Below are 24,008 nucleotides of genomic sequence, written 5' to 3' on the forward strand. Positions count from 1 at the left end.
TGCAATAGGTAAGTTTCTGTCTTCTGAATTTACTTGGCCAGAAAAGGTGTATTGAGAAAATGAAACAGTAGAAAGTAAAACTGAAAACAAAATAGTTAGAGAGAATGACTTGAAATTTTTAAGTTCATTACCCTCTAAATCTTTAGTGTGGTTTAGGATGCTTTTTATTAAACTGATACTTTTAACTCTCAAAATATTATAATCCTTTAATATCATCTTTAAAATCTAAAATCCAAGTTTTGTGATTAAAATTATCACGTTGTTGTAATAAATCGACCTTTGGGTTTATGTAGGGTTGGCTTCTTCTACCATTTAAGGCAACATAGCTCTCTACAAACACCTGTATGTTTTGATGGCCTTGAGATTTAAAATGACGTCCTAAAAATTGCGCATACTCCAAAATAAAATCAGGTTGTGTGCTCATTTGCTTTTCTTGTAACGGACTCAAAAAATCACTGTTATCCACGTAAAATTGTTTGCCGGTTTCTGTATTAACCACTTTAAACTGAGCATAGCCAGCTTTTTCCATTAGCATAACACGCCAAGAAAAACGATAGCCTTCTTCTGTCCAAAACAACTCTCCAGGATATGCTAAATAACGCCACGGCAAAAGTAATTGAATAACAAGGAATACGCCCACTAAACCTTTGTTAAAGCTTCCTTTATATTTATTAGGCGATTTAGCTTCTTCAACATTAAGGCTAGAGGTCTCTATTTTAAAAAGTTTAGAAATTACTGCTAATATTTTATGATGTACACCCGAATCAAAAAAGATAAGTGCGCTAACTATCATGATATATGGAAACATACCTATAGGAAACAATACTCTAGTAAGTACGTGAAATACAACAACTAATATAAATGCTAAAAATCTAGTTCGTCTCCACAGTAATAAGAAAGGAATTGCCAAATCATATAACGCGCCACTCCAGCTAAAAGCATAATGCATCCATTCCTGTTGCATTAAATTTCCTAAAAGTGGTAAATCATATTTAGAAGGAAGCCAAATTTTTAAAGGCATAGCTTTTACTAACCAATCTGAATTTAATTTAGCTAAACCTGCATAAAAGTATACGATAAATAGTAATGCCTTAATCGCATCAATTGTCCAATTTGGGACTTGATTAAGTTTTAATTTGGGGTTGTATTTGGTATCTAAAGAAAAATACCTGTTAGCTGGTAGCCATATCATTAAAAAGCTTAGGCAACTTATAAAGTAGTAATGGTTTAAGTAAGTGCTTTTATCCATAAGCTCAATATAGGTGAAGCTTAAGAAGAACGTTATAATGGCAATTCTGTACTTTAAGCCAAGTGCCACAAACAAAGCAGCCAAGCCACAAATTGCAAATAGGAGGTAAGTGTAAGACCCTAAAGGTTTAACCCAGCTAAATCCAAAATATGAGAAGAAAAACTGTGGCTCAATATATAATTTATAAATCCAGCCATTAGCCCAAAATCTAATAATACTAGCCAACATCATTACCCCAAAAAAAATACGAAAGACCGCTAACGGTGCGGTCTCTGTATTTTTATTTAGATATGTTGTAATGTTGTTTAGCATTTATTAATCGCCATCTGTATCTACAAAGTCTACATTAATATCTAAAGCTTGCAACATGTCTACTTTTAAAAGAATAACATTGCGTTGTAATTCATCAAAAGTTAACAGCATAACAGAATTATCTGTTTCAATCTGCTGAGTGAAATCATCATTTAATAAATTTCCTTGTGTTCTTGAAGCTTCAAATTGATTAACAATTAGTGTACTTAAATCATCACCATTTTTTATGGTGTTTAAGAAATTTAAATAGCTTTTAAAGCTTTCGCCTTCTGTATTACTATTAAAATGCTTTCCTTCAAAGAAATTTTGAGTAGCTGTTAAAGATGCATTAAATAAAGCTTTAGATAAATCTTTTCTATAAAAACCTTCTACATTTTCTGGTAGAGTTTCATTAGAAAAATTACCTGCAGGAATACCAATTTTACCTGCACGCAAACCTTTTTCGTAATATAAAATATAATCGTTTGCAAGCTTATCTACAGATCCTGTTGAAGATGAGCTAGTGTTTGCTACAAACGTATCTCTAAAGTTAGTTTGCCAATCTGTTAGTACAATATCTGTTAATGTAGCTATAGTTTGAGATAGCTCATTTAAGTATTGTTTGTAATTATCTGCATTAGCATTTGTAGAGTAAAGTGCAATAATATCTGTATCTGTATTGGCTGCACCGTAAATTAAATAATCTAAAGCAGGAAAACCTTGAGTATCTATAGTAGATGGTAAGGATAGGTCATAAGAACCAGAAGCAATAAAGTCTTCTATTTCTGTTGTATTTGTAGGATAAACATTTAATCTGTTTCTGTAGCGTTCTTCTTCGGCTTTGCCAATTTCGAACATAGATACATTTTGAAACGAAAGGTATGCTGTTTCCCAAGCAGCTCTTAAGTTTTCAAGATTAGCTTGATTTGGTGTTGTTGTAAAGGTTGTAGTTGCAGTAACCATTGCATCTGCATCTGCCTTAAAAGAAATGTAACTAGGAATAATGATATTATCTGCCCAGTTTATGAGCATAGTTTCACGGTTAAAGTTGTCTTGGTTGTTTCCTCCAGTAGTTGTACCATCATCTGAACCGCTATCTGAAGAACAGCTAACTATAACTGCAATAGTTAACAGCGATAATACCCAGTTTAAACCTTTTGTCATTCTTGTGATTTCTATACTCATTAGTTTGCAAATTTATTAAAAAAAGCAACCGATTGTTTTAAGCAACCGGTCGCTTACCAATTCAAAAAATTAACACTTATTGTGCGCTTCCTGCTTGTGCTACTGTAAAGCTAAACTTGCTTGCAATAGCTTCAGAAACTTCCTGTAAGCTTTCAGGAGTTATATTCCAAAGTCCGTTTTCACCATCGTCTAATAAATTAGCGATAAGTGCTTGTACTTCTGCTCTTGTAAATAGTTGAGCATTTGTGCCTGGTTGTCTTGTAAATTGAAGGCTATAAACAAATCCTATACCTTCAGATAAATCGTGAAAAGCAGCTCCCATATCATTGTTAGTAATGGCTACACTACCTTGTTGCAAGTAGTAAACAGCTCTTATACCAATAACTTTAGAGATTTCTGTTCTTATAATTTCTGCTTGCGCATCTCTTACCTCATAATCTTTAGCTACAATTGCAGCTCTACCTAATTTAAAGGCATCAAAAATAGTTTGTGTAATGCCTGCAAAGTCTGCATCTCCTTCTACACGGCCAACATATTTATTTAAAAATGAATCTGCATCACCAATAGTAGCTACAGGATTGTCTGCAGTTGCAGATGCACCAAATAAGTAACCATAAGCCTCATCCCATTTGTGCTCCATTGTGGTATAAGCACTTCCTTCTTCTGTTATATCATTGTCATTAGTGTCTCTGTTGTCAGCTTCATCTAAAACAGCAGTACTTAAGTAGTTGTTTAAGATTTGGTCTGTCATTAATGCACCAATTAAACCTTTAGCAAAGTATTGGTTAAGCTCTATACCGCTTTCATTTACATAACGTGTTGAAGTTCCGTCTGCAATCTGTCCTGCAACACCAGGTTGCGCAGCTGTGTTTTGATTAGGAAATACAATGTTAACTTGGTCTGCAATAAAACCATCAAAATCTGCTTTAATTTCTGCACTTTCTGTAGTGTTAGTGCTAAAGAAATCTCTACTTGCAGCAACTTTACTACGTACACTTTTGTTTGAAGCGTTTAAGTCTTCTGAAGAAAAATCGTTTGCGCCTTCTTCGTGAGCAAACATTGCATCGATTGAAGCTTCTGTAGCATTGTCAAAATCACTAAATGAAGATACAATTTCTTCACTCATTAATATACGTGTAGTTTGGCCACTATAACTTACGGTAGACTCGCCACCTCTTGAAAAGCTATACGTTGAAGGAACATTTATTTCTGAAGGCTGGTCTATTACATTAGAATCATCATCTGATGAACATGATACAGTTGCTAAACTTGTTGCAACTATTGCAGATAACATAAGGTGTCTCATAATGGAGTCTTTGGTTGTGTTTATTTAGATTTATTATAAATAGATAATTATATCTGCGTGCAAATATACTATCTAGATACAATCTAAACAAGGTTATCTGTATTTATTCTAAATAAAATTAAAGTTTAACATTTAGTTAAACTTGGGGAAGTATGCTCTATTGTTTTGTAGTCTGTAATTGAGGTGTATATACTTGTCTTGCAAGTTTTGCCCAAGAGATTAGGCTTTCTTTTTCTTCCTCGGTAATAGTGCCGTGAACCCAAGTATAAGATTCCAAAGGCATTTCTCCTTCTTCAACTTCTTCAATAAGTTCATCTAATTTATGGTCTTTACGTTTTGCGCTATATTCATTCCACCCAGAAAAATTTAAATGTTCTTTACCTTCTTCTATGTGATCTGCTAAAAAGAAATTTGCAGGTGCAATTTGTGCATACCAAGGATAAACCGTTTGGTTACTATGACAATCATAACAATCCTTACGCATTATAGCTTTAATGTTTTCTGGCATATTTGTTTCTGCCTCAATAGCAACAACGCTAGTGTAATTGTCTTGTATGTTTTTTTCGACAGGAATAAATTGAATAACAACAAGTGCTACTAAAAGAATGATAAGGATAGTTTTTATAAACTTCATAGTGTCTAGATATTATGTTGCACAAAACTACAATTTATTTAGAATTATTCTATTTAGCTTTTTGTAAAAATATTTTGCGATTCTAAAATTTAAGTTAAATAAATAAAGCCGAGCATTATGCTCGGCTTTGTCTTTATAGTTAGGCAGTTACTGGTTCAAATTCCATAGGAACTTGGTGTTTCAGTAAATCTTCGAAGGTTTCACGTTCGCGTATTAAATGTGCCTTACCTTGGTACCAAAGTACTTCTGGTGGTCTAAATCTTGAGTTGTAATTACTAGCCATACTAAAGCAATAGGCTCCTGCATTACTAAAGGCTAAAATGTCATTTTCTTTAATTTCGTTTATACGTCTGTTGTTTGCAAAAGTATCTGTTTCGCAGATATAGCCTACTACAGAATAAAAACGTTGTCTCCCGTTAGGGTTAGAAATGTTCATAATCTCATGTTGAGAACCGTAAAGCATTGGTCTTATTAAGTGATTAAAACCAGAATCTATTTGAGCAAATACTGTAGATGTTGTTTGCTTTACAACATTTACTTTGGCTAAAAACTTACCAGCTTCGCTTACTAGAAATTTACCTGGCTCAAACGCTAAGGTTAGGTCTTTACCATATTCTTTGCAAAATTCTTTAAAGCGTGTAGAAAGCTTGTCTCCAAACTCTTCGATATTAGTTTCAATATCGCCTTCTTTATAAGGTACTTTAAATCCGCTACCAAAATCTATAAACTCTAAATCTTTAAAGTTTTTAGCCGTGTCGAATAAAATTTCGGAAGCATATAAGAAAACATCAATATCTAAAATATCGCTACCCGTATGCATATGCACACCATTTATATTCATTTTAGTAAGCTCTACAATTCTTAGTATATGCGGAATTTGGTGAATGCTTATTCCAAATTTACTATCTATATGTCCTACGGAAATGTTAGTGTTGCCACCTGCCATTACGTGTGGGTTTATACGAATACAAACAGGAATTTTAGGATGTTTAGTTCCAAACTGCTCTAAAACAGAAAGATTATCTATGTTTATTTGAACACCAAGTGCTGCAACTTCTTCTATTTCCTCCATAGACACTCCATTTGGAGTGTATATAATTTTCTTAGGATCTACGCCAGCAGCTAAGCCTAATTTTACTTCTTGAATAGAAACGGTGTCTAGACCTGCGCCCATACGCTTCATTAGTTGAAGTATTGCTAAATTAGATAATGCCTTAACTGCGTAGTTAATACGCACCTGTTTGACCTTTTTAAATGCACTGGTTAAGCGTTTGTACTGAGATTCAATTGTCTCAGCATTGTACACATATACGGGACTACCGTATGCCTCAGTAATGTTTAAAAGGTCTTGATTTTTCATTGTTAAATAATTGAAATTAAAATAAGGGCGTAAAATTAAACAACTCTTTGAGTATATCTCTTAAAGAAACTCTAATAAATACGCTTAACCTTAAAATTTTGTATTATAAAATCTCCTAAATAACAAGCTTTCTCTTTTTTTGATAAACCTTTATAAGATAGATTAGGGTAATCGACTCCCTTTTTTTATTTTTGCAATCTAAAATTTTAGGACAACCACTATGAACTTACACGAATATCAAGGAAAAGAAATATTAAGCAGTTTTGGCGTTGAGATACAACGCGGTATTGTGGCACAAACTCCACAAGAAGCTGTTGAGGCAGCTAAGAAATTAACAGAGCAAACCGGAACAGGTTGGCACGTGATTAAAGCACAGGTTCACGCTGGTGGCCGTGGTAAAGGTGGCGGTGTTAAGTTGGCTAAAAACCTTCAAGAGGTAGAAAGCATTTCTAATGATATCATCGGGATGAATTTGGTAACTCCCCAAACTTCTAAAGAAGGTAAAAAGGTACACCAAGTATTAGTTGCAGAAGATGTTTACTATCCTGGCGATAGTGAACCAGAAGAATATTATATGGGTGTGCTTTTAAATAGAGCAACAGGTAAAAATATGGTAATGTATTCTACAGAAGGTGGAATGGATATTGAAACTGTAGCCGAAGAAACACCACACTTAATTTTTACAGAAGAGATAGATCCTGCAACTGGACTACAAGGTTTTCAAGCTCGTAAAATAGCTTTTAACCTAGGTCTTAAAGGACAGGCATTTAAACAAATGACAAAGTTTGTTACTGCATTATACAAAGCATATATGGAATCTGATTCTTCTATGTTTGAAATTAATCCAGTTTTAAAAACTAGTGACGATAAAATTATTGCTGTTGATGCAAAAGTAACTTTAGATGAGAATGCATTGTTCCGTCATAAAGATTATGCAGCAATGCGTGACATAAGAGAAGAAAACCCTACAGAAGTTGAAGCTAAAGAAGTTGGTCTTAACTATGTAGATCTAGATGGTAATGTTGGCTGTATGGTTAACGGTGCTGGATTGGCAATGGCAACTATGGATTTAATTAAGCAAGCTGGTGGTTCTCCTGCTAACTTCCTAGATGTTGGAGGTACTGCAGATGCTGCTAGAGTAGAGGCTGCTTTTAGATTAATCTTAAAAGATCCAGAAGTAAAAGCTATCTTAATAAACATTTTTGGAGGTATTGTACGTTGTGACCGTGTGGCACAAGGTGTTGTAGATGCTTACAAAGCAATGGGAGATGCTGTAAAAGTACCAATCATTGTACGTTTACAAGGAACAAACGCAGACATAGCAAAAGAACTTATAGACAATAGTGGTTTACCAGTACAAAGTGCTATCGAGTTTAAAGAAGCTGCAGATAAAGTACAAGCTGTATTAGCATAGTACATTAAGCAACGTTTATAAAAAAAAAGCCCTTTCAGTAATTCTGAAAGGGCTTTTTAATTTTTAAATATTTCTGAAAATTAAGAATGCTCCTGAGATAATAAGCAAAAGGATAATGGACCAAGAATTAATGATTGCTTTCCATTCACCTGCTGTATAATCTTCCATATTAAAAGATTTATTTCTGTAGGTTTTTATTATGATCCAAGCAATTGAAATTAATATTAGGAGTAATCCTTTATGAATAGGATAATCTAACCAAAAGTTTGTTAAATACTTATCCATTAATTACCATATAATTCCTTTGCTGCTTCTTCATACTTATCTCCTTTAGTCCAAGTTGGTGTTACAGGATCATTACCTATAAGTACGCCAGCCATTACATAAGCTCTAAAAAATTGTTCTAAATAATCATAATCTAAAGAATCTGCCTCATCACCTGGTCTGTGGTAATACTTTGTTACATCGCCATTAAATGCTGTAAATCCTAAAGAAAATGTTGGTGATGGAATACCTTTTTTTGCAAAGTGTACGTTATCGCTTCTGTCAAACAAACCTTGCTCTGGAGCAGGATCATCTACAGCTGTAATACCAAATGTTTTAGCTGCATTTTTAATGTGCTGCTCTGCTGTTGTTCTAGGCAAACCAATAATAGTTGCTAAACTTTTATCATTGTAACCAGCATTATCACTATTAAAGCAATATACCATTTGGNTTAGTGGCAGTATAGGGTTATCTACATAATATTGACTACCCAATAATCCTTTTTCTTCTCCTGTAAATAATATAAATAATGCAGAACGCTTTGTAGGATGCTTAGCCAAATGTTCTGCCATACTTAAAACNGTTGTTGTGCCAACAGCATTATCTCTAGCACCGTTATAAATGGTGTCGCCTGTTTCGTCTGGAGTGCCGATACCGACGTGATCGTAATGAGCAGAATATATTATGTATTCATTTTTAAGTTGTGGGTCTGTACCTTCAACAATTCCCACAACATTTTGTGAAGTAACATCACTCAATACCTTAGTGGAGGTTTTTAAAGTTACTTGTGATTTTTTATTTATTGAAACTTCAGAAATTAAGTCGGCTCCTAAATCTTGAACCCAAATATATGTTAGTTCTTTACTGTCTTCTGAAGCATTGTTTTTTGCAACGCTTAATCGCGGTTCATTAAAGTTATGGTCTATAAAAGACCACATGTTATCTTTAGCATCTAAAAATTCTATAATTGCTAAAGCACCATGTTTTTGAGCCAGTTCTTCTTTTTGGGATCGTAACCTAAAAGATGCTCTAGCGTCTTTAGTGTCTTCGCTTCCAGCTTTTATTAGTAATACTTTTCCTTTGGTATCTTGTCCAGCGTAGTCTTCTTCTAAACCATACCCCAAGTAAATTGCATTGCCGCTAAAATCTACGTTTGTAGATGATAGGGCTACTAGGTTTTTAATAGATACATCATTAAGTTTAAGCTCTAAAGTAGTTGGAGCAGATTCTTTTTGAAGTTTTACTTCTTGATAAAAATCACCTGTTTCAGGATTAGGNTTTACACCGTATGTTCGTAATTGATTAGCTAGATATGCTGCCGCAATTTTGTTTTCNGGTGTTCCTGTTTCACGACCTTTNAGTAAATCGTCTGCTAAAAAATAGATGTGNCCTTTAATAACATCTGANGTNATTGTTGTTTCAATCTGTGTTTTTGTGTCTTGCGCAAAACAAGAGGTAATAAATAATACCGTAAGGCAATGGAGTAGATGTTTCATAACTTATAAGTAGGTTTTTAATTAGCTATGGAAAGATATTATAAATAATAACCTTCAGCAAAATTTAAAAATTCTTAAAAATGTAATGTCCCAATTTCAAGCTCTCCTTCGCTTTCATCTAGCTTATAAATTTTAGTTTTAGACTCTTCATTTATTTTACCATAATTGGTAATAATTGTTGCTTTTAAGATTGTTGGTCCTGATATTTTTTGAACATTGTCATTAAAATAATCAACTACAATTTTATAGTCTCCAGCTATAGCATTATTAATCATATAGCTTTCAGGACCAAATCCTTCTGTGATATCTTTAGAAATTTTACCACCAATTTTTGTTTCAGTGTTACTATAAAAAGCTTTTTCTTTATTTGGATCTATTACCCAAAGATCTAAATCTGTATCATTATGATTCCAATCTATAACAATTCTAATATCAACAGGAAAGTTATTTTTAACAAAGTTAATTTCTTCCTTATCTAAGTCGAGATAGTTATTAAATTTAAAATATAGATGATTTAACTCTACAAAAGCTATAGCCTCAATTCCTTCAAAACGATTTTCAGGATCTTTTTCAAGTAAACCTCCAGATGCTATTTTATATAATAGATCAAATGCTTTTTGGTAATATCCTGCATTTTGATAAGCTAATGCTAAATCTCTATAAGATTGAGGGTCCTCAGGCCTTAATTCTAAGACTTTTTTAAATGGTATTATAGAAAGCTTATATTCATCTATTTCCTCCAATTTATAACCCACTGCTTTTAGTAATTCATAATTGTCTAACTCAAGTTCTAGTAAGTTACTTAGTATTCTTAGTGAGATTTCTTTTTTATTATGTTCTTTAAAAAAATCTGAAACATCTAAAAAAAATGAGGGTTGATTAGTGTGTGAAATCCTTAATTTAAGATATGCATTGTAAGCTTCTTCAATTGAAGCGCTATTCTTAAGTGTTTCAATGTAAGGCATTTTTGGATTCCAAGCCTTAATCTTCACTTTATCTTTTATATTATCGTCTAAATCTTGAATTGCTTTAGATTTATTTTGCATTCCATTATTAGTCGAAATAATTATTAGACCATTTGTGCCTCTACTACCATATAAAGCTGCTCCATCTGCACCTTTAATTACATCAACAGAATTTATAATAGATGGATCTAATTGAGATATTTTATCTGAGTTTACAATTTCACCATCTAATATAATTAAAGCTTCATTATTGCTAGAAATGCTTCTATTACCTCTAATACTAATTCTACTAGGTTTATTTGAATTAATATCTAAACCTGAAACTTTTCCATTTAAATTCTCGGAAACAATTGTTTGAGTGCTTGTGGATACTTGAGAATTATTTCTTTCTACACCCATAGCAGTAACAACTACTTCATCTAAATGTTCACTTGGTTCATCTAAAGATATATCGATAGTGTTTAAGTTTGCGACTGTGTGATTTTTGGTAGAATACCCTATGTAAGAAATGACAAGTTCATCACCTTGCTCAGCATTTATAATGTAATTACCATCAAAATCTGTTTGAGTGCCAACCCTAGTACCTTTAATAATTATAGTAACTCCAGGAAGTGGCAAACCATTTTCGTCTTTTATTACACCAGAAATAGTCCTCTTGCTTAAATCTAAATTAGCTTGAACATTATTTGAAGGGTTGGCTTGGTTTTCTACTAAATTTTGATTGTCTAGTAGCTGTCCAGGTTCAGTTTCTTCTAATTCTTCTGATTCTACTGATGGATTAGACTTGATAAGTGCTCCTTTTTTAGGAAATTTAGTAGCGTGCCAAAAATTAATATCATCGTATTCTGAAAAAATATTTTTTTTACGTTTTCTAATTTTTGCATTAAAATCTTTCTCATCATTTTTAATTTCTGCAATCCTTGATTTATATTCTGATTTTAATTCTTTAGGAGGCTCAATTTTATAACGAACATAGTCTTCAATCCTATCTAAAACTATAAGTGAAGTATAATCTGTAATTAAGCTATTTTGTACAGCAAGATCAATTATTTTTTCTTTGTTAACTTTTCTATTGTTAAGTAAAGATTTTACTTTTTCTTTAGCCCATAATCGCTTAACTAAAGGTAAGTCTTGACTCTTTTTTATTGTAATTGGTATTCTTTTTATAATTGTGTTTTGATATCCAAATAGTAATGTAGCTCTAGTATCTTTAGAAAATCTTCCCGTAAATGTAAAATTTGAAAATATCGGTGTATTTTTTTTGGGAAGGGTTTCTATTAAATTACTATTGTTTGAAATACCTAAAAATTTTAAAGGGGTATTTTTTAATAGATCTAATGCAGACGAGATGGATTCATTTTTAAGATTAATAAAATGTCCAGAATTCTTACTAGCAAGACTTTTTAAACTTTCGAAATTTGCAGAGGTTAATGAGTTTATTGTATAAATTGTTTGATTGAAATCTCTTTCAGATTCACCAAAATTAATTAGACCATCAGAAAAAAGTAGAATTTCACTTGAATTTAAATGAACGTCATCTAAAGATGATAAAGATGTAGCACCATCATATTTTATAGTTTTTATGTAGCTTTTAAAATTGTTTGTTCTTCCATTCTTAATATTAAATTCTCTTCTTTCATTAAATGTGTTGCTAAATACAATTATCTCTAATGAAACGTTACCTAAATATTCTAGGTAACTATCTAGTAAATTTAGTTCAGCATCCAAATCTCTTATTCGCATAGAGTATGATGCGTCCCAAAGTATAGTTATAGAACTTGGTTTATTTTTTAATTTCGGAGTTGCATTAATTTGAGGGTTTATTATAAAATAATCTTTATAACTAAGTGCTACTTGATTCTGTTTTTTAATAGGAATCAAAATGTTAAGCGTTTTGTTTGGATTTACATTTTGCTTAGAAATTGATGCAGTATAATTTAAATTTTGATTTTTAAATCTTAGATCCTTAAATAAGGAATTAGATATCTTGGGTTCATCATTTTTTCCATAAACAGAAATATTTAAGTTAAAAGAATCTAACTTAGTATTAAATGCTAAAGGCAAACTATATTTTAAATCACTTACATTTTTATTAAGAATTTCTTCATAGCTTACAATAACACGTTTAAATTGTTTTGAGTTAATAGGATAAACACGTGCTTTATAGTTATTCCCTTCTGTTTTTTCTAATAAGGCAGGATCAATATTTTGCCTAACAGTACTTTCAAAAGCAACTCTTGCAAGTTCCTTTTCTACTACCACAGCTTCTCTCAATTTACCTCTTATATCTAATGCAAACCTAGTGACGGTTTGGCCTTCTGCTAAAGGAAAAGCTAATTCACCTTCTAAAGTTTCATTTGTATTATTGAAGAATTGTAAATCATAAGTGGTGGTTGCATAATTTCCAATAATTTCAACGTCAATTTTGACTTTAGAAAGCTTCAGGTCTGTAGAATCATTTACTACTAGTTTGGGAATACTCTGTGCTGTAGAGAGAGTTGTTATTAACAGGAATAATAGTAAGGAATGTTTCATAGGTTTGATATTTTAAATTCAAATTTGTAAAACTTCAACGAAGAAAAAAATCTGAATTGAGTAAACACTACAAACGAATGAGTAAACTGTACTTTTTACAACAAATATGCTATGCCAATACCCAATATAATAGCTACAAGCTTGGTAGCATTAAATTTATGATTGTTGCCTGTCTCGAATAAAATGGTGGTAGAGACGTGTAAAAAGATTCCTATAACTAGAGCATTTATATAAACAGCAATTGTACTGAAATACGCAACCTTAGCTTGTAATAAACTGCCTAATGGTGTCATTAAAGCAAAAAGAATTAAAAACAATGTAATTCTAACTTTACTAAAATTGGCTTTTAATAAAAACGTACTTAAAATTATAGCAATCGGAACTTTGTGAATAACAACGCCATATAAAAGCGTATCGTGATCATGTAAAGGGAATCCTTCTAAAAGCGAGTGAATGCTCAAACTTATAAATAATACAAATGGGAAACTCTTATGATCTTCGTGATGATGAATATGGCCATGTTCTGCACCTTTAGATAAAAACTCTAAAAGAATTTGCAGTAAAATACCTATCATAATAAACAAGCCAACCTGTTTATTGTCATGAGTATAAACTTCTGGAAAAAACTCAAAAACAGTTAAAGATAGGAGATATGCGCCACTAAAAGCTAGTAATAGTTTAATGCTTGTTAGTTGAGAGCGTTTTAAGAAATACGCAATTGCAAAGCCAATGCAAACCGCAAGAATAGGAAGTAAATAGACTATCATTTAAAAACTAATATTAAGCGTTTAGAGGTTTCAAGATTAAAGTCATTAAGTTGATAATCACCAAACGTATTTATTAATGTTAATCCAGCTTTTTTAAAATATGTCTTAAAATCGTCTAAAGTAATGGCTTTTACTTTTTCTGTAAACTCAAACTGTTCATCATTATCTTTAAAAGAAATGTCTTTATAAATATGGTTGTTCTTTACATATCGCTTTATATGAAAATCTATACCCTTCATAGTTTTTACTTCTGTAGGCACCAAGTTTGAAATAACATTGGCAACATTCATAAAATCTATAACAGCTACACCATCTTGTTTTAAATCTTCTTTTATAGCCTTAATAGTTCTTAAATTATCTTCATCATCTTCAAAATAACCAAAGCTTGTAAATAAATTAAGAACAACATCATACGTGTTCTTAGTAGGCTTACACATGTCATGAACCTTAAACGTTAGGCTTTCATTTTCATATTGCTTTGCATGATTTATGCTGTTTTTAGATAAATCGACACCTGTTACATTGTAACCTAAGGAGTTTAAAAAGACAGAATGACGTCCTTTTCCGCAGGCTAAATCTAATATTTTAGCAGAATCTTTTGGTTTTAAATATGCCATTAAAGCTCTCATAAAAGCCTGAGCTTCATCATAACCACGATCTTTATAGAGTATGTGATAGTACGGCGTGTCAAACCACGATGCGTACCAGTTTTGGGTAGGTAATGCCATAGGCTGTAAAATTAATGTATTTTTGCACGTAGATAGTCGAATTTTATGATGAATAATTTCAAAATGGTGGCCAAAACTATGTTTGGTTTTGAGCCGCTACTAGCAAAAGAATTAAAACAACTGGGTGCCAGTTACGTAAAAGAAGGAAACCGAAACGTTGAGTTTGAAGGTGATAAGGGCTTTATGTATAAAGCAAATTTATGCTGCCGTACTGCTGTAAAAATCTTAAAACCAATTGAAACGTTTAAGGTAATTTCTGAAGATGATCTTTATAAAAAAATATATGCTATAGATTGGTCTCAGTATCTTAATGAAACAGATACTTTGGCAATTGATGGTACTGTGTTTTCTGAAATTTTCACACACTCTAAATATGTTGCCTTAAAAACAAAAGATGCCATTGTAGATCAATTTAGAGAGAAAACAGGCATACGTCCTAATGTAGATTTAGATCATCCTACATTACGTATAAACATTCATATAGATCAGACTAATTGTACAGTGTCATTGGATAGCTCTGGAGATTCTCTGCACAAACGAGGCTATAGAGAGTACACAAATATTGCACCTATAAATGAAATATTAGCAGCTGGATTATTACTTAAATCTGGTTGGGATGGCTTGTCACATTTTCACGATCCTATGTGTGGTAGTGGTACAATGTTAATTGAAGCTGCAATGATAGCTTGTAACATACCACCAAACATTAATAGAGAACAATTTGCTTTTGAAAAATGGAAGGATTGGGATGTAGATTTGTTTGAGAAGATTGAAGAAAGTGCGCTAAGAAAAATTAGAGGGTTTGATTATACGATAACTGGTGCAGATGAATCTCAAAGCATTATCTTAAAAGCACAAGAAAATATAGAAAATGCTAATCTAGCTGAATTTATAAAAATTAATAGACAAGATTTCTTTACTTCTGAAAAGCAAGTAGATGGTCATTTACATATGGTATTTAATCCACCTTATGGAGAACGTATTGAAGTTAACGTACCAGAATTTTACGGCAAGATAGGAGATACCTTAAAGCAAAATTATCCTGGTAGTGAAGCTTGGTTTATAACTTCAAATCTAGAAGCTATGAAATTTGTGGGCTTAAGACCGTCTCGAAAGATAAAAGTATATAATGGAAAATTAGAATCTAAATTTCTGAAATACGAAGTTTATGAAGGCACTAAAAAATTACACAAGCTAAATGATGATTAATCTTTAGCAAAGTTTTTTTGTTTTTCAGTTTTGTTAAAAATAGGAATGAGGTAGGATAAAGAATACCCATAACCTGCACCAAACTCACTGCCATCATATGTCTTTCCAAAACCTGGTATAAATAAATTATCAAAGTTTTCTGGGCTGTCATTACTAACTCTTCGTTTTAGCTGTACATGTACAGATAGGTATAAGTTGTTAAATAGTTCTGCTTTAATACCAAGTTGTAGCTCTATCCAACTAGCTGTTAAGCCATCATAATTAACGGGATCACTAACAACAGTTGGGTCAAAAAATGGCGTGTCTGTATAAATGGTATAGCTTTGTAACTCTTGAGAAAACGTAGAAAAACCATATCGTAGGCCTACAAATATTTCATTACTCATACCTATCCAATTATCATAGGCGTTATAATTTGCTCCAACTTTAATATAACTCCCTTTAGTAAAGGCTTCTAAATTAGTTTCGTTATAATCAAATTGTTCATTACCTAATTCTGCTGCTATAAAATAATGCTTTAAGATTCTATAATCTCCAAGAAGTTCAAATCCACTATAATCTTCATCTAAAAGTGTTCTTAATGGTTTGCTTAAATCTACACCAACTCTAACACCATACTTCTCTTTAAAACTTATGCTGTCTGAAACAGTTATAGGCGTTTCTTGAGCAAAGAAACTTGCGGTACACCAGAAAATACTAGTGAAAAATAGTAACGTGCGTAGTAAGCTCATCTGTAATGTTTGATTCTATTATTTCAATATTCTGTATCCAAGAGTCTGTGTCTTCTCCATTTAAACTAAAGTTTAAATCTAGATAATTAGATTTAAATCCACAGGCTCTATTTATGTACTCATCTTGTGGTGTATATGAAAATTGTAGCTCATCAATATTCTGCTCATCATTACCAGAGTTTCTTACAAACAGAAAATCTACAACTGTGCTTGCAGGATTTAGGGGTATTGCTATAGAGTCTGTATTAGCTACAATCTCTCCAGATTCATTTAAACTTACTGGGTTGTTTACGCCAACAGCAGTTATAGATAAACTAGGAACATCTTTTAACTCGGTTGGAGTTACATTAATGTCATAAAACGTAATAATTAACTTAGGCGTTGTTGGTGTAGATTCTGGACATATATCATCACGTTGGCAGCTATTGGTTGTAAAACCTATAGCTAACAAAACCAAAATTGCAATAAATGAGTGTTTCATATTATCTTAATTCTAAACAAACCACATTTTCTACGTGATGTGTTTGTGGAAACATATCTACAGCCTGTGTTTTAGTTACTTTATAATAGGCATTCATAAGATCTAAATCTCTAGCTTGTGTTGCACTATTACAACTTACATACACAATACGCTTAGGTTTAATATTAAGTATTTGTGCTACTACATCTTTATGCATACCATCTCTAGGAGGATCTGTAATAATAATGTCAGGTTGGCCGTGTTTCTCTATAAATTCTTGAGAAAATACATGTTTCATGTCTCCGGCAAAGAAATCAACGTTATTAATCTCGTTAAATTGTGCATTTTTCTTAGCATCTTCAATAGCTTCTGGTACAGACTCTATACCAACTACTTTTTTAGCTTTTTTAGCAACAAACTGTGCAATTGTTCCTGTACCAGTGTATAGGTCATAAACTAATTCGTCTCCGCTAAGGTCTGCAAATTCTCTCGTAATTTTATATAAGTTGTAAGCCTGTTTACTATTAGTTTGGTAGAAAGATTTAGCATTTATTTTAAATTTTAAACCTTCCATCTCTTCAAAGATATGATCTCGACCAGTATAGCAAATAACGTCTTGGTCATATATTGTATCATTACCCTTATCATTAATAACATATTGTAATGATGTTATCTCAGGAAATGTTTCAGCTATATAATCTAACAGTAACTCGCGTTGTTCTTTTTCATCTTTATAAAACTGAATAAGCACCATTATCTCTCCTGTTGATGCTGTTCTAATCATTAAAGTTCTTAGTAAACCTTCTTGTTTTCTTACATCAAAAAAATCTAGATTATGCTTTAGTGCAAATTCTTTAACGCTGTTTCTTATCGCATTACTTGGATCTTCTTGCAGGTGACATTTTTTAATGTCTAAAATTTTATCCCACATTCCAGGTATATGAAATCCTAAAGCATCTTTATATGTAATTTCTACATCACTTTTAATTTCGTCTAGCGTCATCCAGCGATTGTTGCTAAATGAAAACTCCATTTTGTTTCTATAAAAGTAAATGTCTTCACTTCCTAAAATAGGGGTAATCTCTGGTAGCTCTACTTTACCAATACGTTTAAGGTTATTTATAACTTCATTTTCTTTAAAAGCTAATTGGTGCTCATAGCCCATATTTTGCCATTTGCAACCACCACAAGTTCCAAAATGTTGACATTCTGGCTCAACTCGCTTATCTGAATATGATACAATGTTTACCGCTTCACCTTCATAAAAGGCACGCCTTTTTTTGTATGTCTGTATATCTGCAACATCTCCTGGTACAGCATTTTTAACAAATATAACTTTACCATCTGGAGCTTTAGCAATACTCTTGCCTTTAGATCCTGCGCCGGTAATCTCTACTGCTTCAAATAATTGTTTGGTTTTCTTTTTTCTTGCCATAGCGCAAAGGTAATTTTTTATTGCCGACTAATTATTCAAGACCCCTTAATTTTATTGGTGTGAGATGGTCAATTTATAATGATTATGAATATTGGGGCTTTATACCATATTTATGAAAAATTTATTTTCAAACCCTTAATTTTGTGAATATCGGATGATTTCTCTCCCAAAGTAGGAATAGATAATTGTTTCAGAAAAAAAATAAATACTATGACTGTTGACACTATTACATCGTCAAAACAAGCCATTGAATTAGAAGATAAATATGGTGCACATAACTATCACCCACTTCCAGTAGTACTGGCAAAAGGTGAAGGTGTACACGTATGGGATGTCGAAGGAAAAAAATATTACGACTTTCTTTCTGCTTACTCTGCAGTAAACCAAGGACACTGTCATCCTAAAATTGTAGGTGCTATGAATAGCCAAGCAGAAACGCTTACGCTTACTTCTAGAGCATTTTATAATGATATGCTAGGTAAATATGAAAAGTTTGCATCAGACTATTTTAAGTTTGATAAGCTTTTACCTATGAATACTGGAGCAGAAGCTGTTGAAACTGCTATAAAGATTTGTAGAAAATGGGCCTATGAGAAAAAAGGTGTTAAAGAAACAGACGCTCAAATAATTGTTTGTGAAAATAACTTTCACGGGAGAACAACTACTATAATTTCATTTTCTAATGATGAAGGTGCCCGTAAAAACTTTGGACCATACACTCCAGGATTTATAAAAATTCCTTACGATGATACAGAAGCTTTAGAGAACGCTTTAAAGCAAGAAAATGTTGCAGGATTTTTAGTTGAGCCTATTCAAGGTGAGGCTGGAGTTTACACACCAGCAGATGACTTTATGAAGAAGGCTAAGCAATTGTGTAATGACAATAACGTATTATTTATTGCAGATGAAATACAAACTGGTATAGCTAGAACAGGTGGTTTACTTGCAGTATGTGGTAACTGCTCTTGTGAGAACCACTGTGAAAGACAAGAAACATATAGTAGACCAGATATTTTAATATTAGGTAAAGCACTTTCTGGTGGTGCATACCCAGTATCTGCTGTTTTAGCAGATGATGAGATTATGAATGTTATAAAGCCTGGACAACACGGTTCTACCTTTGGAGGAAATCCTGTGGCAGCAGCAGTTGCTATGGCTGCACTACAAGTTGTTCAAGAGGAAAACTTAATTCAGAATGCAAGAACATTAGGAGAATTATTTAGATCTGAAATGGCTAAATATATTGAAACTTCAAATATTGTTTCATTAGTTAGAGGTAAGGGTTTACTTAATGCAATTGTAATTAATGATTCCGAAGACAGCTCAACAGCTTGGGATATGTGTATGGCATTAAAAGAAAATGGTCTTTTAGCTAAACCTACTCACGGAAACATTATACGTTTTGCACCACCGTTGGTGATGACTAAAGAACAATTGTTAGACTGTGTTTCAATAATTACAGAAACACTTAAAACATTTGAAAAATAGTGTTACAAAACATCTTATAAATTAAAAAACCTGCTAGTTATAGCAGGTTTTTTTTGTGATTTCAACAAAGGTAACTTAGTATTGACCTTCACCGTATTGTTCCAGCATTTCTTGTTGCATTTCCTGTAAGCCTTCCATGCCACCATAAAATACTAACATTCCGATGATTAGTAATATATAGATAACACTAAGTGCTAAACCAATATAAGCTAATATTTTTCCTGTTTTTACATTTTGGTATCCAGAGTATAATTCTGGGCTTACTAAATAAGTTTCTGTTGCTTTCTTAGCTAAGACAATTGTAATTATGGCTAAAATAAGACCAATAACTCCATAGCAGCAACATCCTATTATAGATAGAATACCAAGAATTAATATTAAAGTTGAATTAGGTAAATTTTGTTTTTCCATGTGGATTAAGGTTTCTGATTAGGTAGTTTAAATATAGTAAATGTAAGTAATTGAATTTATAAATATTTTAGAAGATAGCTAACAACCATAACTAAAGCTGTTAAACCTCCTAAGATGGCTACAATTTTTCCGTAAAATTTAACTGGGTAAAAAAAGTTTACACCAACAAAAATGAGTAAACTAAGTAATGGGTATACTGCAGGATACATTACAAAAGCGGCAGTAAATTCACCTTGAATAAGAAGCGAAATTGATCGTTGTAGGCCACAGCCTAAACACTCAACCCCAAAAAACTTTTTATTTAAGCAAGGAAGCATGAAGTCTTCCATGTACTATCTATTATTTGAAACAGTGATTTTTTTAGAAAATGTTATGTTATCACTAGTCGTAATATTAACAACATAAATAGCTTCTTGAAGATTTCTAGTACTAAAAGTATACACAGATTGTCCTTCTAGGTTTTGTTCGTTAATCACTTTTTTTCCAGCAATATCATATAGTACAACAGATTTTAGATCTAAAGCATTAGGGTTTCTTATTTCTAATTGAGAAGCTGAATTGTTCTGGAAGACATCAAAGTTTTCAGCTGCAAAGTCTTTAGTGTCTAATACTTCCTGTTCTTGGAAAGTTAGGAAGAAACGCCCATCATAATTTCCTGCTTGTAAGGTAGTAGTCCAAGAGTTGTAATTAATATCATAATAAACACCTGTTTCACTATCTAAAATATAAACATTTTCTGTATTAAAATTTTCAAAACTAGTGGCTGTAAACTTCACGTCCATTTGAGAATCTAAAACTAGCGAAAGTGGTATTTCTTCTGTAACATCAAAAGGTCTTACATCTATATAATACTTGTCATTACTGTTTAAAATAGCAGCATCAGAAGCTAATGAATTTCTAAGTCTGGCATCCATTGCATAGTCTACACCTCGAGACGAGTTATGCCAAAAACCTATAGAAATCTGCCTATTATAAGCGTGATTTAACTCTATATTTAGTTTTAACTTAGGAATGACTATAAGTTCATCTTCATCAAAATTTTCAGTAGTAATATTTTCTGAAGTATTTCTATGAAAAGTAGAGTTTGAAGAAGCTGTTTCTGGGATATAAGCTCTGTGCCTATTCTCAAAAGTAAATGAGTTGTCTAAATTGCTGGTCGTCTCAACAAAGAAACCTTGTGCTATTGGTAAGTAGCGTCTATCTCTAGCATCACCTTCTACACCTGTTTCAGAATTTGCGATTGGCTCACCATCATTTGTATACATAATGAAAGTAGCGCCAACAGACATTCCTGTAGTGCCACAATCAACAGGAGCAAAAGCTTCGTAACCTGCTTGATAATCTACAAGAAAATGAGACTGAACGCTAGGATCACTGTCATAAAAATAAGCAATACCAGTTGTATTATCTTTTCTAGTAATAGAGCCACACGATGTTAATGTTACTGGTACATCTGGAGTGTCTGGATCATTGTCATCATCTATATCAGAATTCACTGAGTGTTCTAATAAGAAGTAACTAAGGTCTAAAGCAGATGGATAAGGGTTACCTATAAAAACAGAATGTCCTGGAGTTATAGGAGTAATACTTCCAATTTCTATAGTTCCAGAATTAGGACGTCCTCTAAAATCAAAACGTTGTGCGCTACCAGAATTGTTTACAACACCTTCGCCTGCATCAGAAACTGTAGGATCTGCACCTGTAACACCTTTCATTGTAAAGCCATATCCTGCAGGTATAGTATAATCATCACCACCAACTTGTTGCCATCCTAAATAATCATCTCCAGTAGGGTAATAGAAAAACCAATAGCTTGGTAAAGAAAGTGGTTCTGGGTCTGGTGTAGCGCTAGCGTCTCCAACAGAACTTTCATACCCGCCAATTAATTTAACAGGAGATGAATAGGTTTTATCTACAGGTGTAAATAAAGTAGACGAAGGTCCAAATGTTGCATTACCATCAGCTAAAGTAACTCCAGAACTGTTTACAGCTACACTAACAGGAGATGTCCAGTTGTTATAATCCCATTGGTTGGTTGTACCTTCTTGGTATACAGATAGCAAACCGTCACCTTTGTTTAATTGATCTCCGCCATCACCTTGTATTAGTTGTGCTTCACGCCTTAAATAAATACTGGCTTCGGTTAATGTATCGTTTACATTCTTTGTAAGATTAACATCTTCTTTTACATACAAGATTTCATCTATGACATAAATAAATGTGTCATCTCCAGTATTGGTAGGCTTTACCGATAACTGTGCTAAAGATGCACCGCTTATTAAAATGCTAAGAATTGTAATAATACACTTCATACTTTGTAAATTTGGGGTAAAATTAAGGTTTTGCCTTAACTTGTCATAAACAATAAGGTTAAATATACATTATTTTTAATAATATATGAAGTCTAATAAAAATACACAATACCTTGGTTATTTGAGTCTTAGTGTTGGTGCTATACTCGTAATTTATAATCTTTCAGACAACAGTACTTCGCAACTCATAGGTTTTTTGGGGATTTGCTTTTTAATGTTCGGCATTTATAAATTAATAAAACGTAATGATGATTTAGAACAATCTGAGATAGAGGATGAGCAATAAATTTAACGTTGGCGATAGGATAGCGGTTTTAGATGATAATCTAGAAGGTTACATTACACACATTGAGAATGATAACATTACTATTGAAGATGAAGATGGTTTTGAACTTCACTTTAATGAGAATGAGATTGTGCGTATAGGAAAACCTCAATATAAAATTGATACCAAACACGTTGATTTTGATCAGATATTAAAAGAAAAATCATCTGTTAAGCGAGGTCCTAAAGAACGCGTAAAGCCTAAACAGCGAAACGCTCCAGCAATGGAGGTAGACTTACACATACATAAACTTACAAAGTCTGAACGCGGCCTAACAGCTTATGACAAGCTTAACCTACAAATAGATACTGCTAAACGTAAGTTAGATTTTGCTATACAAAAGCGTATTCAGAAACTTGTATTTATTCACGGTGTAGGTGAAGGTGTCCTAAAAGCTGAGTTAGAAACTATGCTTAGACGCTACGATAACTTAAAGTATTATGATGCAGATTATAAAACCTATGGTTTAGGTGCTACAGAAGTTTATATATATCAAAACGCTTAGTTGCTTTCAATAGTAATTTCTACATCTGGAACTTCAAGAATACCTAAATCATAAGTGCCTTGTATAGCTTGAATATCTTGACCACTAAACGTTAAGTTGGTTAACCTTACCAAAGTTCTAAATACAACTGTGTAGGTGTTTTCAATATTTACTTCTTCAGGAACATCAAAACTTTCAGTTTCATTAACATCTTTAAATCTTGCTATGCTATTGGCACCAATATCATTTCTTGGGTTTCCGTCCATATCTTCATCTTCGTTTTTAGTTGGTATACCATCATTATCATCATCTGGATCTAAGTAATCTGGATCTCCATCTTCATCTGTATCTAACAGCATAGTGTCTGGAGTATTTCCTAACTCTGCACTTGTAGGTACATTATCACCATCATCGTCTATATCTTGATAATCTAAAATACCATCGCCATCTGTGTCTTGCTGGCTATCTTCATTTTCTTCATCATTAGTTAAACCATCTCCATCTTCATCTTCAGTATCTGGAATAGCTGTTGTGGTTAAGGTAGCTGTTCCACCATTTGTACTCACAAATTCTTGTAATACTCTTGGAGAAGTAGGAGGTATTTCATTACAAAAATAACTGCTGCCTGTAATAGAGTTATCAAATGTTCTGTACACTAATTGGTTGCTTGTGTTTAAATCTATTGTTATAACGCCTAATTCTTCACCTGTAAAATCATTATCTTCAAATGAAAGGGAAATAGATTCAAAAATGTCATCATTATTAGTTTTGTAAAGCACTTTAGTTGTGCCTTCACCACATAATGAGAGATCTGAATCTTCAAAATCAAAACTGGTTACAATAATATCACCATCGTCACAAGACGCTAATACAGCTATAAATAGAAAAAGAAATAGGGTACGAGTCATTATCAAAATTTTCAACAAAATTAATTGAATTCCTATTGATAACGCTTCTGC

Annotated in this window: 23 protein-coding genes; 5 read left to right on the top strand and 18 right to left on the bottom strand. The window is 32.6% G+C overall.

The features are described 5' to 3' along the window. The 6 genes from CL818_RS01070 to lysA form a co-directional block, all read right to left on the bottom strand. The coding region (locus CL818_RS01070) for a hypothetical protein (RefSeq protein ID WP_286971185.1) at nucleotides 1-192 on the bottom strand (192 nt) is incomplete at its 3' end. Between the two features lie 4 nt (nucleotides 193-196). After that, nucleotides 197-1,561 (bottom strand): HTTM domain-containing protein, encoded by a 1,365-nt coding sequence (locus CL818_RS01075; protein ID WP_286971187.1) that lies wholly within the window; start codon nucleotides 1,559-1,561, stop codon nucleotides 197-199. 3 nt (nucleotides 1,562-1,564) lie between these two features. After that, the gene (locus CL818_RS01080; RefSeq protein WP_286971188.1) at nucleotides 1,565-2,725 is read right to left on the bottom strand and encodes an imelysin family protein; all 1,161 of its coding nucleotides are present in this window, start codon (nucleotides 2,723-2,725) and stop codon (nucleotides 1,565-1,567) included. A 76-nt stretch (nucleotides 2,726-2,801) separates the two neighbouring features. Continuing rightward, complete coding sequence (locus CL818_RS01085) at nucleotides 2,802-4,031, bottom strand: DUF4856 domain-containing protein (RefSeq protein WP_272974326.1); 1,230 nt, start codon at nucleotides 4,029-4,031, stop codon at nucleotides 2,802-2,804. Between the two features lie 157 nt (nucleotides 4,032-4,188). Next, nucleotides 4,189-4,665 carry a heme-binding domain-containing protein gene (locus CL818_RS01090; RefSeq protein ID WP_286971190.1) on the bottom strand — a complete coding sequence of 159 codons (477 nt, stop codon included), beginning with the start codon at nucleotides 4,663-4,665 and terminating at the stop codon, nucleotides 4,189-4,191. A 139-nt stretch (nucleotides 4,666-4,804) separates the two neighbouring features. Next, nucleotides 4,805-6,025: a diaminopimelate decarboxylase gene (gene lysA / locus CL818_RS01095; RefSeq protein ID WP_286971192.1), complete on the bottom strand. Its 1,221-nt coding sequence runs from the start codon at nucleotides 6,023-6,025 to the stop codon at nucleotides 4,805-4,807. 220 nt (nucleotides 6,026-6,245) lie between these two features. Between lysA and sucC the strand changes: the two genes are divergently transcribed. Continuing rightward, on the top strand, nucleotides 6,246-7,439 hold the full coding sequence (sucC, locus tag CL818_RS01100) for an ADP-forming succinate--CoA ligase subunit beta (protein WP_013187452.1): 1,194 nt from the start codon (nucleotides 6,246-6,248) through the stop codon (nucleotides 7,437-7,439). 63 nt (nucleotides 7,440-7,502) lie between these two features. Here sucC and CL818_RS01105 read toward each other — a convergent pair whose 3' ends face one another. The 5 genes from CL818_RS01105 to CL818_RS01125 form a co-directional block, all read right to left on the bottom strand. After that, nucleotides 7,503-7,724, bottom strand: a complete 222-nt coding sequence (locus CL818_RS01105) for a hypothetical protein (RefSeq protein ID WP_013187453.1) — start codon at nucleotides 7,722-7,724, stop codon at nucleotides 7,503-7,505. Further along, nucleotides 7,724-9,199 (bottom strand): M28 family metallopeptidase, encoded by a 1,476-nt coding sequence (locus tag CL818_RS01110; RefSeq protein WP_286971196.1) that lies wholly within the window; start codon nucleotides 9,197-9,199, stop codon nucleotides 7,724-7,726. The genes CL818_RS01105 and CL818_RS01110 overlap by 1 nt, the downstream gene beginning before the upstream one ends. Before the next feature lie 74 nt (nucleotides 9,200-9,273). Beyond that, nucleotides 9,274-12,699 (bottom strand): DUF2135 domain-containing protein, encoded by a 3,426-nt coding sequence (locus tag CL818_RS01115; RefSeq protein WP_272974323.1) that lies wholly within the window; start codon nucleotides 12,697-12,699, stop codon nucleotides 9,274-9,276. A gap of 95 nt (nucleotides 12,700-12,794) precedes the next feature. Next, nucleotides 12,795-13,466 carry a ZIP family metal transporter gene (locus tag CL818_RS01120; RefSeq protein WP_272974322.1) on the bottom strand — a complete coding sequence of 224 codons (672 nt, stop codon included), beginning with the start codon at nucleotides 13,464-13,466 and terminating at the stop codon, nucleotides 12,795-12,797. Continuing rightward, entirely contained in the window at nucleotides 13,463-14,194 is a 732-nt protein-coding gene (locus CL818_RS01125; protein ID WP_013187456.1) for a class I SAM-dependent DNA methyltransferase, read from the bottom strand. The genes CL818_RS01120 and CL818_RS01125 overlap by 4 nt, the downstream gene beginning before the upstream one ends. A gap of 45 nt (nucleotides 14,195-14,239) precedes the next feature. Here CL818_RS01125 and CL818_RS01130 point away from each other — a divergent pair, with 45 nt between their 5' ends. Next, nucleotides 14,240-15,403 carry a THUMP domain-containing class I SAM-dependent RNA methyltransferase gene (locus CL818_RS01130; RefSeq protein WP_041240970.1) on the top strand — a complete coding sequence of 388 codons (1,164 nt, stop codon included), beginning with the start codon at nucleotides 14,240-14,242 and terminating at the stop codon, nucleotides 15,401-15,403. On the opposite strand, the gene CL818_RS01135 is transcribed toward CL818_RS01130, so the two are convergent. The 3 genes from CL818_RS01135 to rlmD are packed head-to-tail and all read right to left on the bottom strand — an operon-like array spanning nucleotide 15,400 to nucleotide 18,029. Further along, nucleotides 15,400-16,134, bottom strand: coding sequence for a DUF6048 family protein (locus CL818_RS01135; RefSeq protein WP_272974321.1), 735 nt, complete (start codon nucleotides 16,132-16,134; stop codon nucleotides 15,400-15,402). The two genes, CL818_RS01130 and CL818_RS01135, sit on opposite strands and share 4 nt — an antisense overlap. Next, nucleotides 16,100-16,615 (bottom strand): DUF6452 family protein, encoded by a 516-nt coding sequence (locus CL818_RS01140; protein WP_272974320.1) that lies wholly within the window; start codon nucleotides 16,613-16,615, stop codon nucleotides 16,100-16,102. The genes CL818_RS01135 and CL818_RS01140 overlap by 35 nt, the downstream gene beginning before the upstream one ends. Before the next feature lies 1 nt (nucleotide 16,616). Beyond that, nucleotides 16,617-18,029, bottom strand: coding sequence for a 23S rRNA (uracil(1939)-C(5))-methyltransferase RlmD (gene rlmD, locus CL818_RS01145; RefSeq protein ID WP_272974319.1), 1,413 nt, complete (start codon nucleotides 18,027-18,029; stop codon nucleotides 16,617-16,619). 210 nt (nucleotides 18,030-18,239) lie between these two features. Here rlmD and rocD point away from each other — a divergent pair, with 210 nt between their 5' ends. Beyond that, nucleotides 18,240-19,517, top strand: coding sequence for an ornithine--oxo-acid transaminase (gene rocD, locus CL818_RS01150; protein WP_272974318.1), 1,278 nt, complete (start codon nucleotides 18,240-18,242; stop codon nucleotides 19,515-19,517). 75 nt (nucleotides 19,518-19,592) lie between these two features. On the opposite strand, the gene CL818_RS01155 is transcribed toward rocD, so the two are convergent. Genes CL818_RS01155 through CL818_RS01165 form a run of 3 tightly spaced genes read right to left on the bottom strand, consistent with a single transcriptional unit; the run spans nucleotide 19,593 to nucleotide 22,240 of the window. After that, nucleotides 19,593-19,928: a CCC motif membrane protein gene (locus tag CL818_RS01155; protein ID WP_013187462.1), complete on the bottom strand. Its 336-nt coding sequence runs from the start codon at nucleotides 19,926-19,928 to the stop codon at nucleotides 19,593-19,595. Nucleotides 19,929-19,984: 56 nt separating this feature from the next. After that, nucleotides 19,985-20,257 carry a DUF2752 domain-containing protein gene (locus CL818_RS01160; RefSeq protein WP_013187463.1) on the bottom strand — a complete coding sequence of 91 codons (273 nt, stop codon included), beginning with the start codon at nucleotides 20,255-20,257 and terminating at the stop codon, nucleotides 19,985-19,987. Between the two features lie 3 nt (nucleotides 20,258-20,260). Further along, nucleotides 20,261-22,240 carry a DUF8693 domain-containing protein gene (locus CL818_RS01165; protein ID WP_272974317.1) on the bottom strand — a complete coding sequence of 660 codons (1,980 nt, stop codon included), beginning with the start codon at nucleotides 22,238-22,240 and terminating at the stop codon, nucleotides 20,261-20,263. 85 nt (nucleotides 22,241-22,325) lie between these two features. On the opposite strand from CL818_RS01165, the gene CL818_RS01170 reads away from it, so the two are divergent. Together CL818_RS01170 and CL818_RS01175 are read left to right on the top strand one after the other, a co-directional pair. Beyond that, the gene (locus tag CL818_RS01170; protein ID WP_013187465.1) at nucleotides 22,326-22,526 is read left to right on the top strand and encodes a hypothetical protein; all 201 of its coding nucleotides are present in this window, start codon (nucleotides 22,326-22,328) and stop codon (nucleotides 22,524-22,526) included. Continuing rightward, nucleotides 22,516-23,070, top strand: coding sequence for a DUF8465 domain-containing protein (locus CL818_RS01175; RefSeq protein ID WP_272974316.1), 555 nt, complete (start codon nucleotides 22,516-22,518; stop codon nucleotides 23,068-23,070). The genes CL818_RS01170 and CL818_RS01175 overlap by 11 nt, the downstream gene beginning before the upstream one ends. Here the strand turns inward: CL818_RS01175 and CL818_RS01180 are convergent. Next, complete coding sequence (locus tag CL818_RS01180; protein WP_272974315.1) at nucleotides 23,067-23,957, bottom strand: hypothetical protein; 891 nt, start codon at nucleotides 23,955-23,957, stop codon at nucleotides 23,067-23,069. The genes CL818_RS01175 and CL818_RS01180 overlap by 4 nt on opposite strands. Between the last annotated feature and the right edge of the window lie 51 nt (nucleotides 23,958-24,008).

The sequence above is a fragment of the Croceibacter sp. genome (assembly GCF_002716225.1).
GTDB classification, from domain to species: Bacteria; Bacteroidota; Bacteroidia; order Flavobacteriales; family Flavobacteriaceae; genus Croceibacter; species Croceibacter atlanticus.

Bases quoted from the DNA above. Each gene is read 5' to 3' on its own strand.
- CL818_RS01180 (WP_272974315.1), bottom strand. From the start codon at position 23,957: ATGACTCGTACCCTATTTCTTTTTCTATTTATAGCTGTATTAGCGTCT.
- lysA (WP_286971192.1), bottom strand. From the start codon at position 6,025: ATGAAAAATCAAGACCTTTTAAACATTACTGAGGCATACGGTAGTCCC.
- CL818_RS01135 (WP_272974321.1), bottom strand. From the start codon at position 16,134: ATGAGCTTACTACGCACGTTACTATTTTTCACTAGTATTTTCTGGTGT.
- CL818_RS01090 (WP_286971190.1), bottom strand. From the start codon at position 4,665: ATGAAGTTTATAAAAACTATCCTTATCATTCTTTTAGTAGCACTTGTT.
- CL818_RS01140 (WP_272974320.1), bottom strand. From the start codon at position 16,615: ATGAAACACTCATTTATTGCAATTTTGGTTTTGTTAGCTATAGGTTTT.
- sucC (WP_013187452.1), top strand. From the start codon at position 6,246: ATGAACTTACACGAATATCAAGGAAAAGAAATATTAAGCAGTTTTGGC.
- CL818_RS01170 (WP_013187465.1), top strand. From the start codon at position 22,326: ATGAAGTCTAATAAAAATACACAATACCTTGGTTATTTGAGTCTTAGT.
- CL818_RS01155 (WP_013187462.1), bottom strand. From the start codon at position 19,928: ATGGAAAAACAAAATTTACCTAATTCAACTTTAATATTAATTCTTGGT.
- CL818_RS01165 (WP_272974317.1), bottom strand. From the start codon at position 22,240: ATGAAGTGTATTATTACAATTCTTAGCATTTTAATAAGCGGTGCATCT.
- CL818_RS01105 (WP_013187453.1), bottom strand. From the start codon at position 7,724: ATGGATAAGTATTTAACAAACTTTTGGTTAGATTATCCTATTCATAAA.
- CL818_RS01175 (WP_272974316.1), top strand. From the start codon at position 22,516: ATGAGCAATAAATTTAACGTTGGCGATAGGATAGCGGTTTTAGATGAT.
- CL818_RS01075 (WP_286971187.1), bottom strand. From the start codon at position 1,561: ATGCTAAACAACATTACAACATATCTAAATAAAAATACAGAGACCGCA.
- CL818_RS01115 (WP_272974323.1), bottom strand. From the start codon at position 12,699: ATGAAACATTCCTTACTATTATTCCTGTTAATAACAACTCTCTCTACA.
- CL818_RS01160 (WP_013187463.1), bottom strand. From the start codon at position 20,257: ATGGAAGACTTCATGCTTCCTTGCTTAAATAAAAAGTTTTTTGGGGTT.
- CL818_RS01130 (WP_041240970.1), top strand. From the start codon at position 14,240: ATGATGAATAATTTCAAAATGGTGGCCAAAACTATGTTTGGTTTTGAG.
- rlmD (WP_272974319.1), bottom strand. From the start codon at position 18,029: ATGGCAAGAAAAAAGAAAACCAAACAATTATTTGAAGCAGTAGAGATT.
- CL818_RS01085 (WP_272974326.1), bottom strand. From the start codon at position 4,031: ATGAGACACCTTATGTTATCTGCAATAGTTGCAACAAGTTTAGCAACT.
- CL818_RS01125 (WP_013187456.1), bottom strand. From the start codon at position 14,194: ATGGCATTACCTACCCAAAACTGGTACGCATCGTGGTTTGACACGCCG.
- CL818_RS01080 (WP_286971188.1), bottom strand. From the start codon at position 2,725: ATGAGTATAGAAATCACAAGAATGACAAAAGGTTTAAACTGGGTATTA.
- rocD (WP_272974318.1), top strand. From the start codon at position 18,240: ATGACTGTTGACACTATTACATCGTCAAAACAAGCCATTGAATTAGAA.
- CL818_RS01120 (WP_272974322.1), bottom strand. From the start codon at position 13,466: ATGATAGTCTATTTACTTCCTATTCTTGCGGTTTGCATTGGCTTTGCA.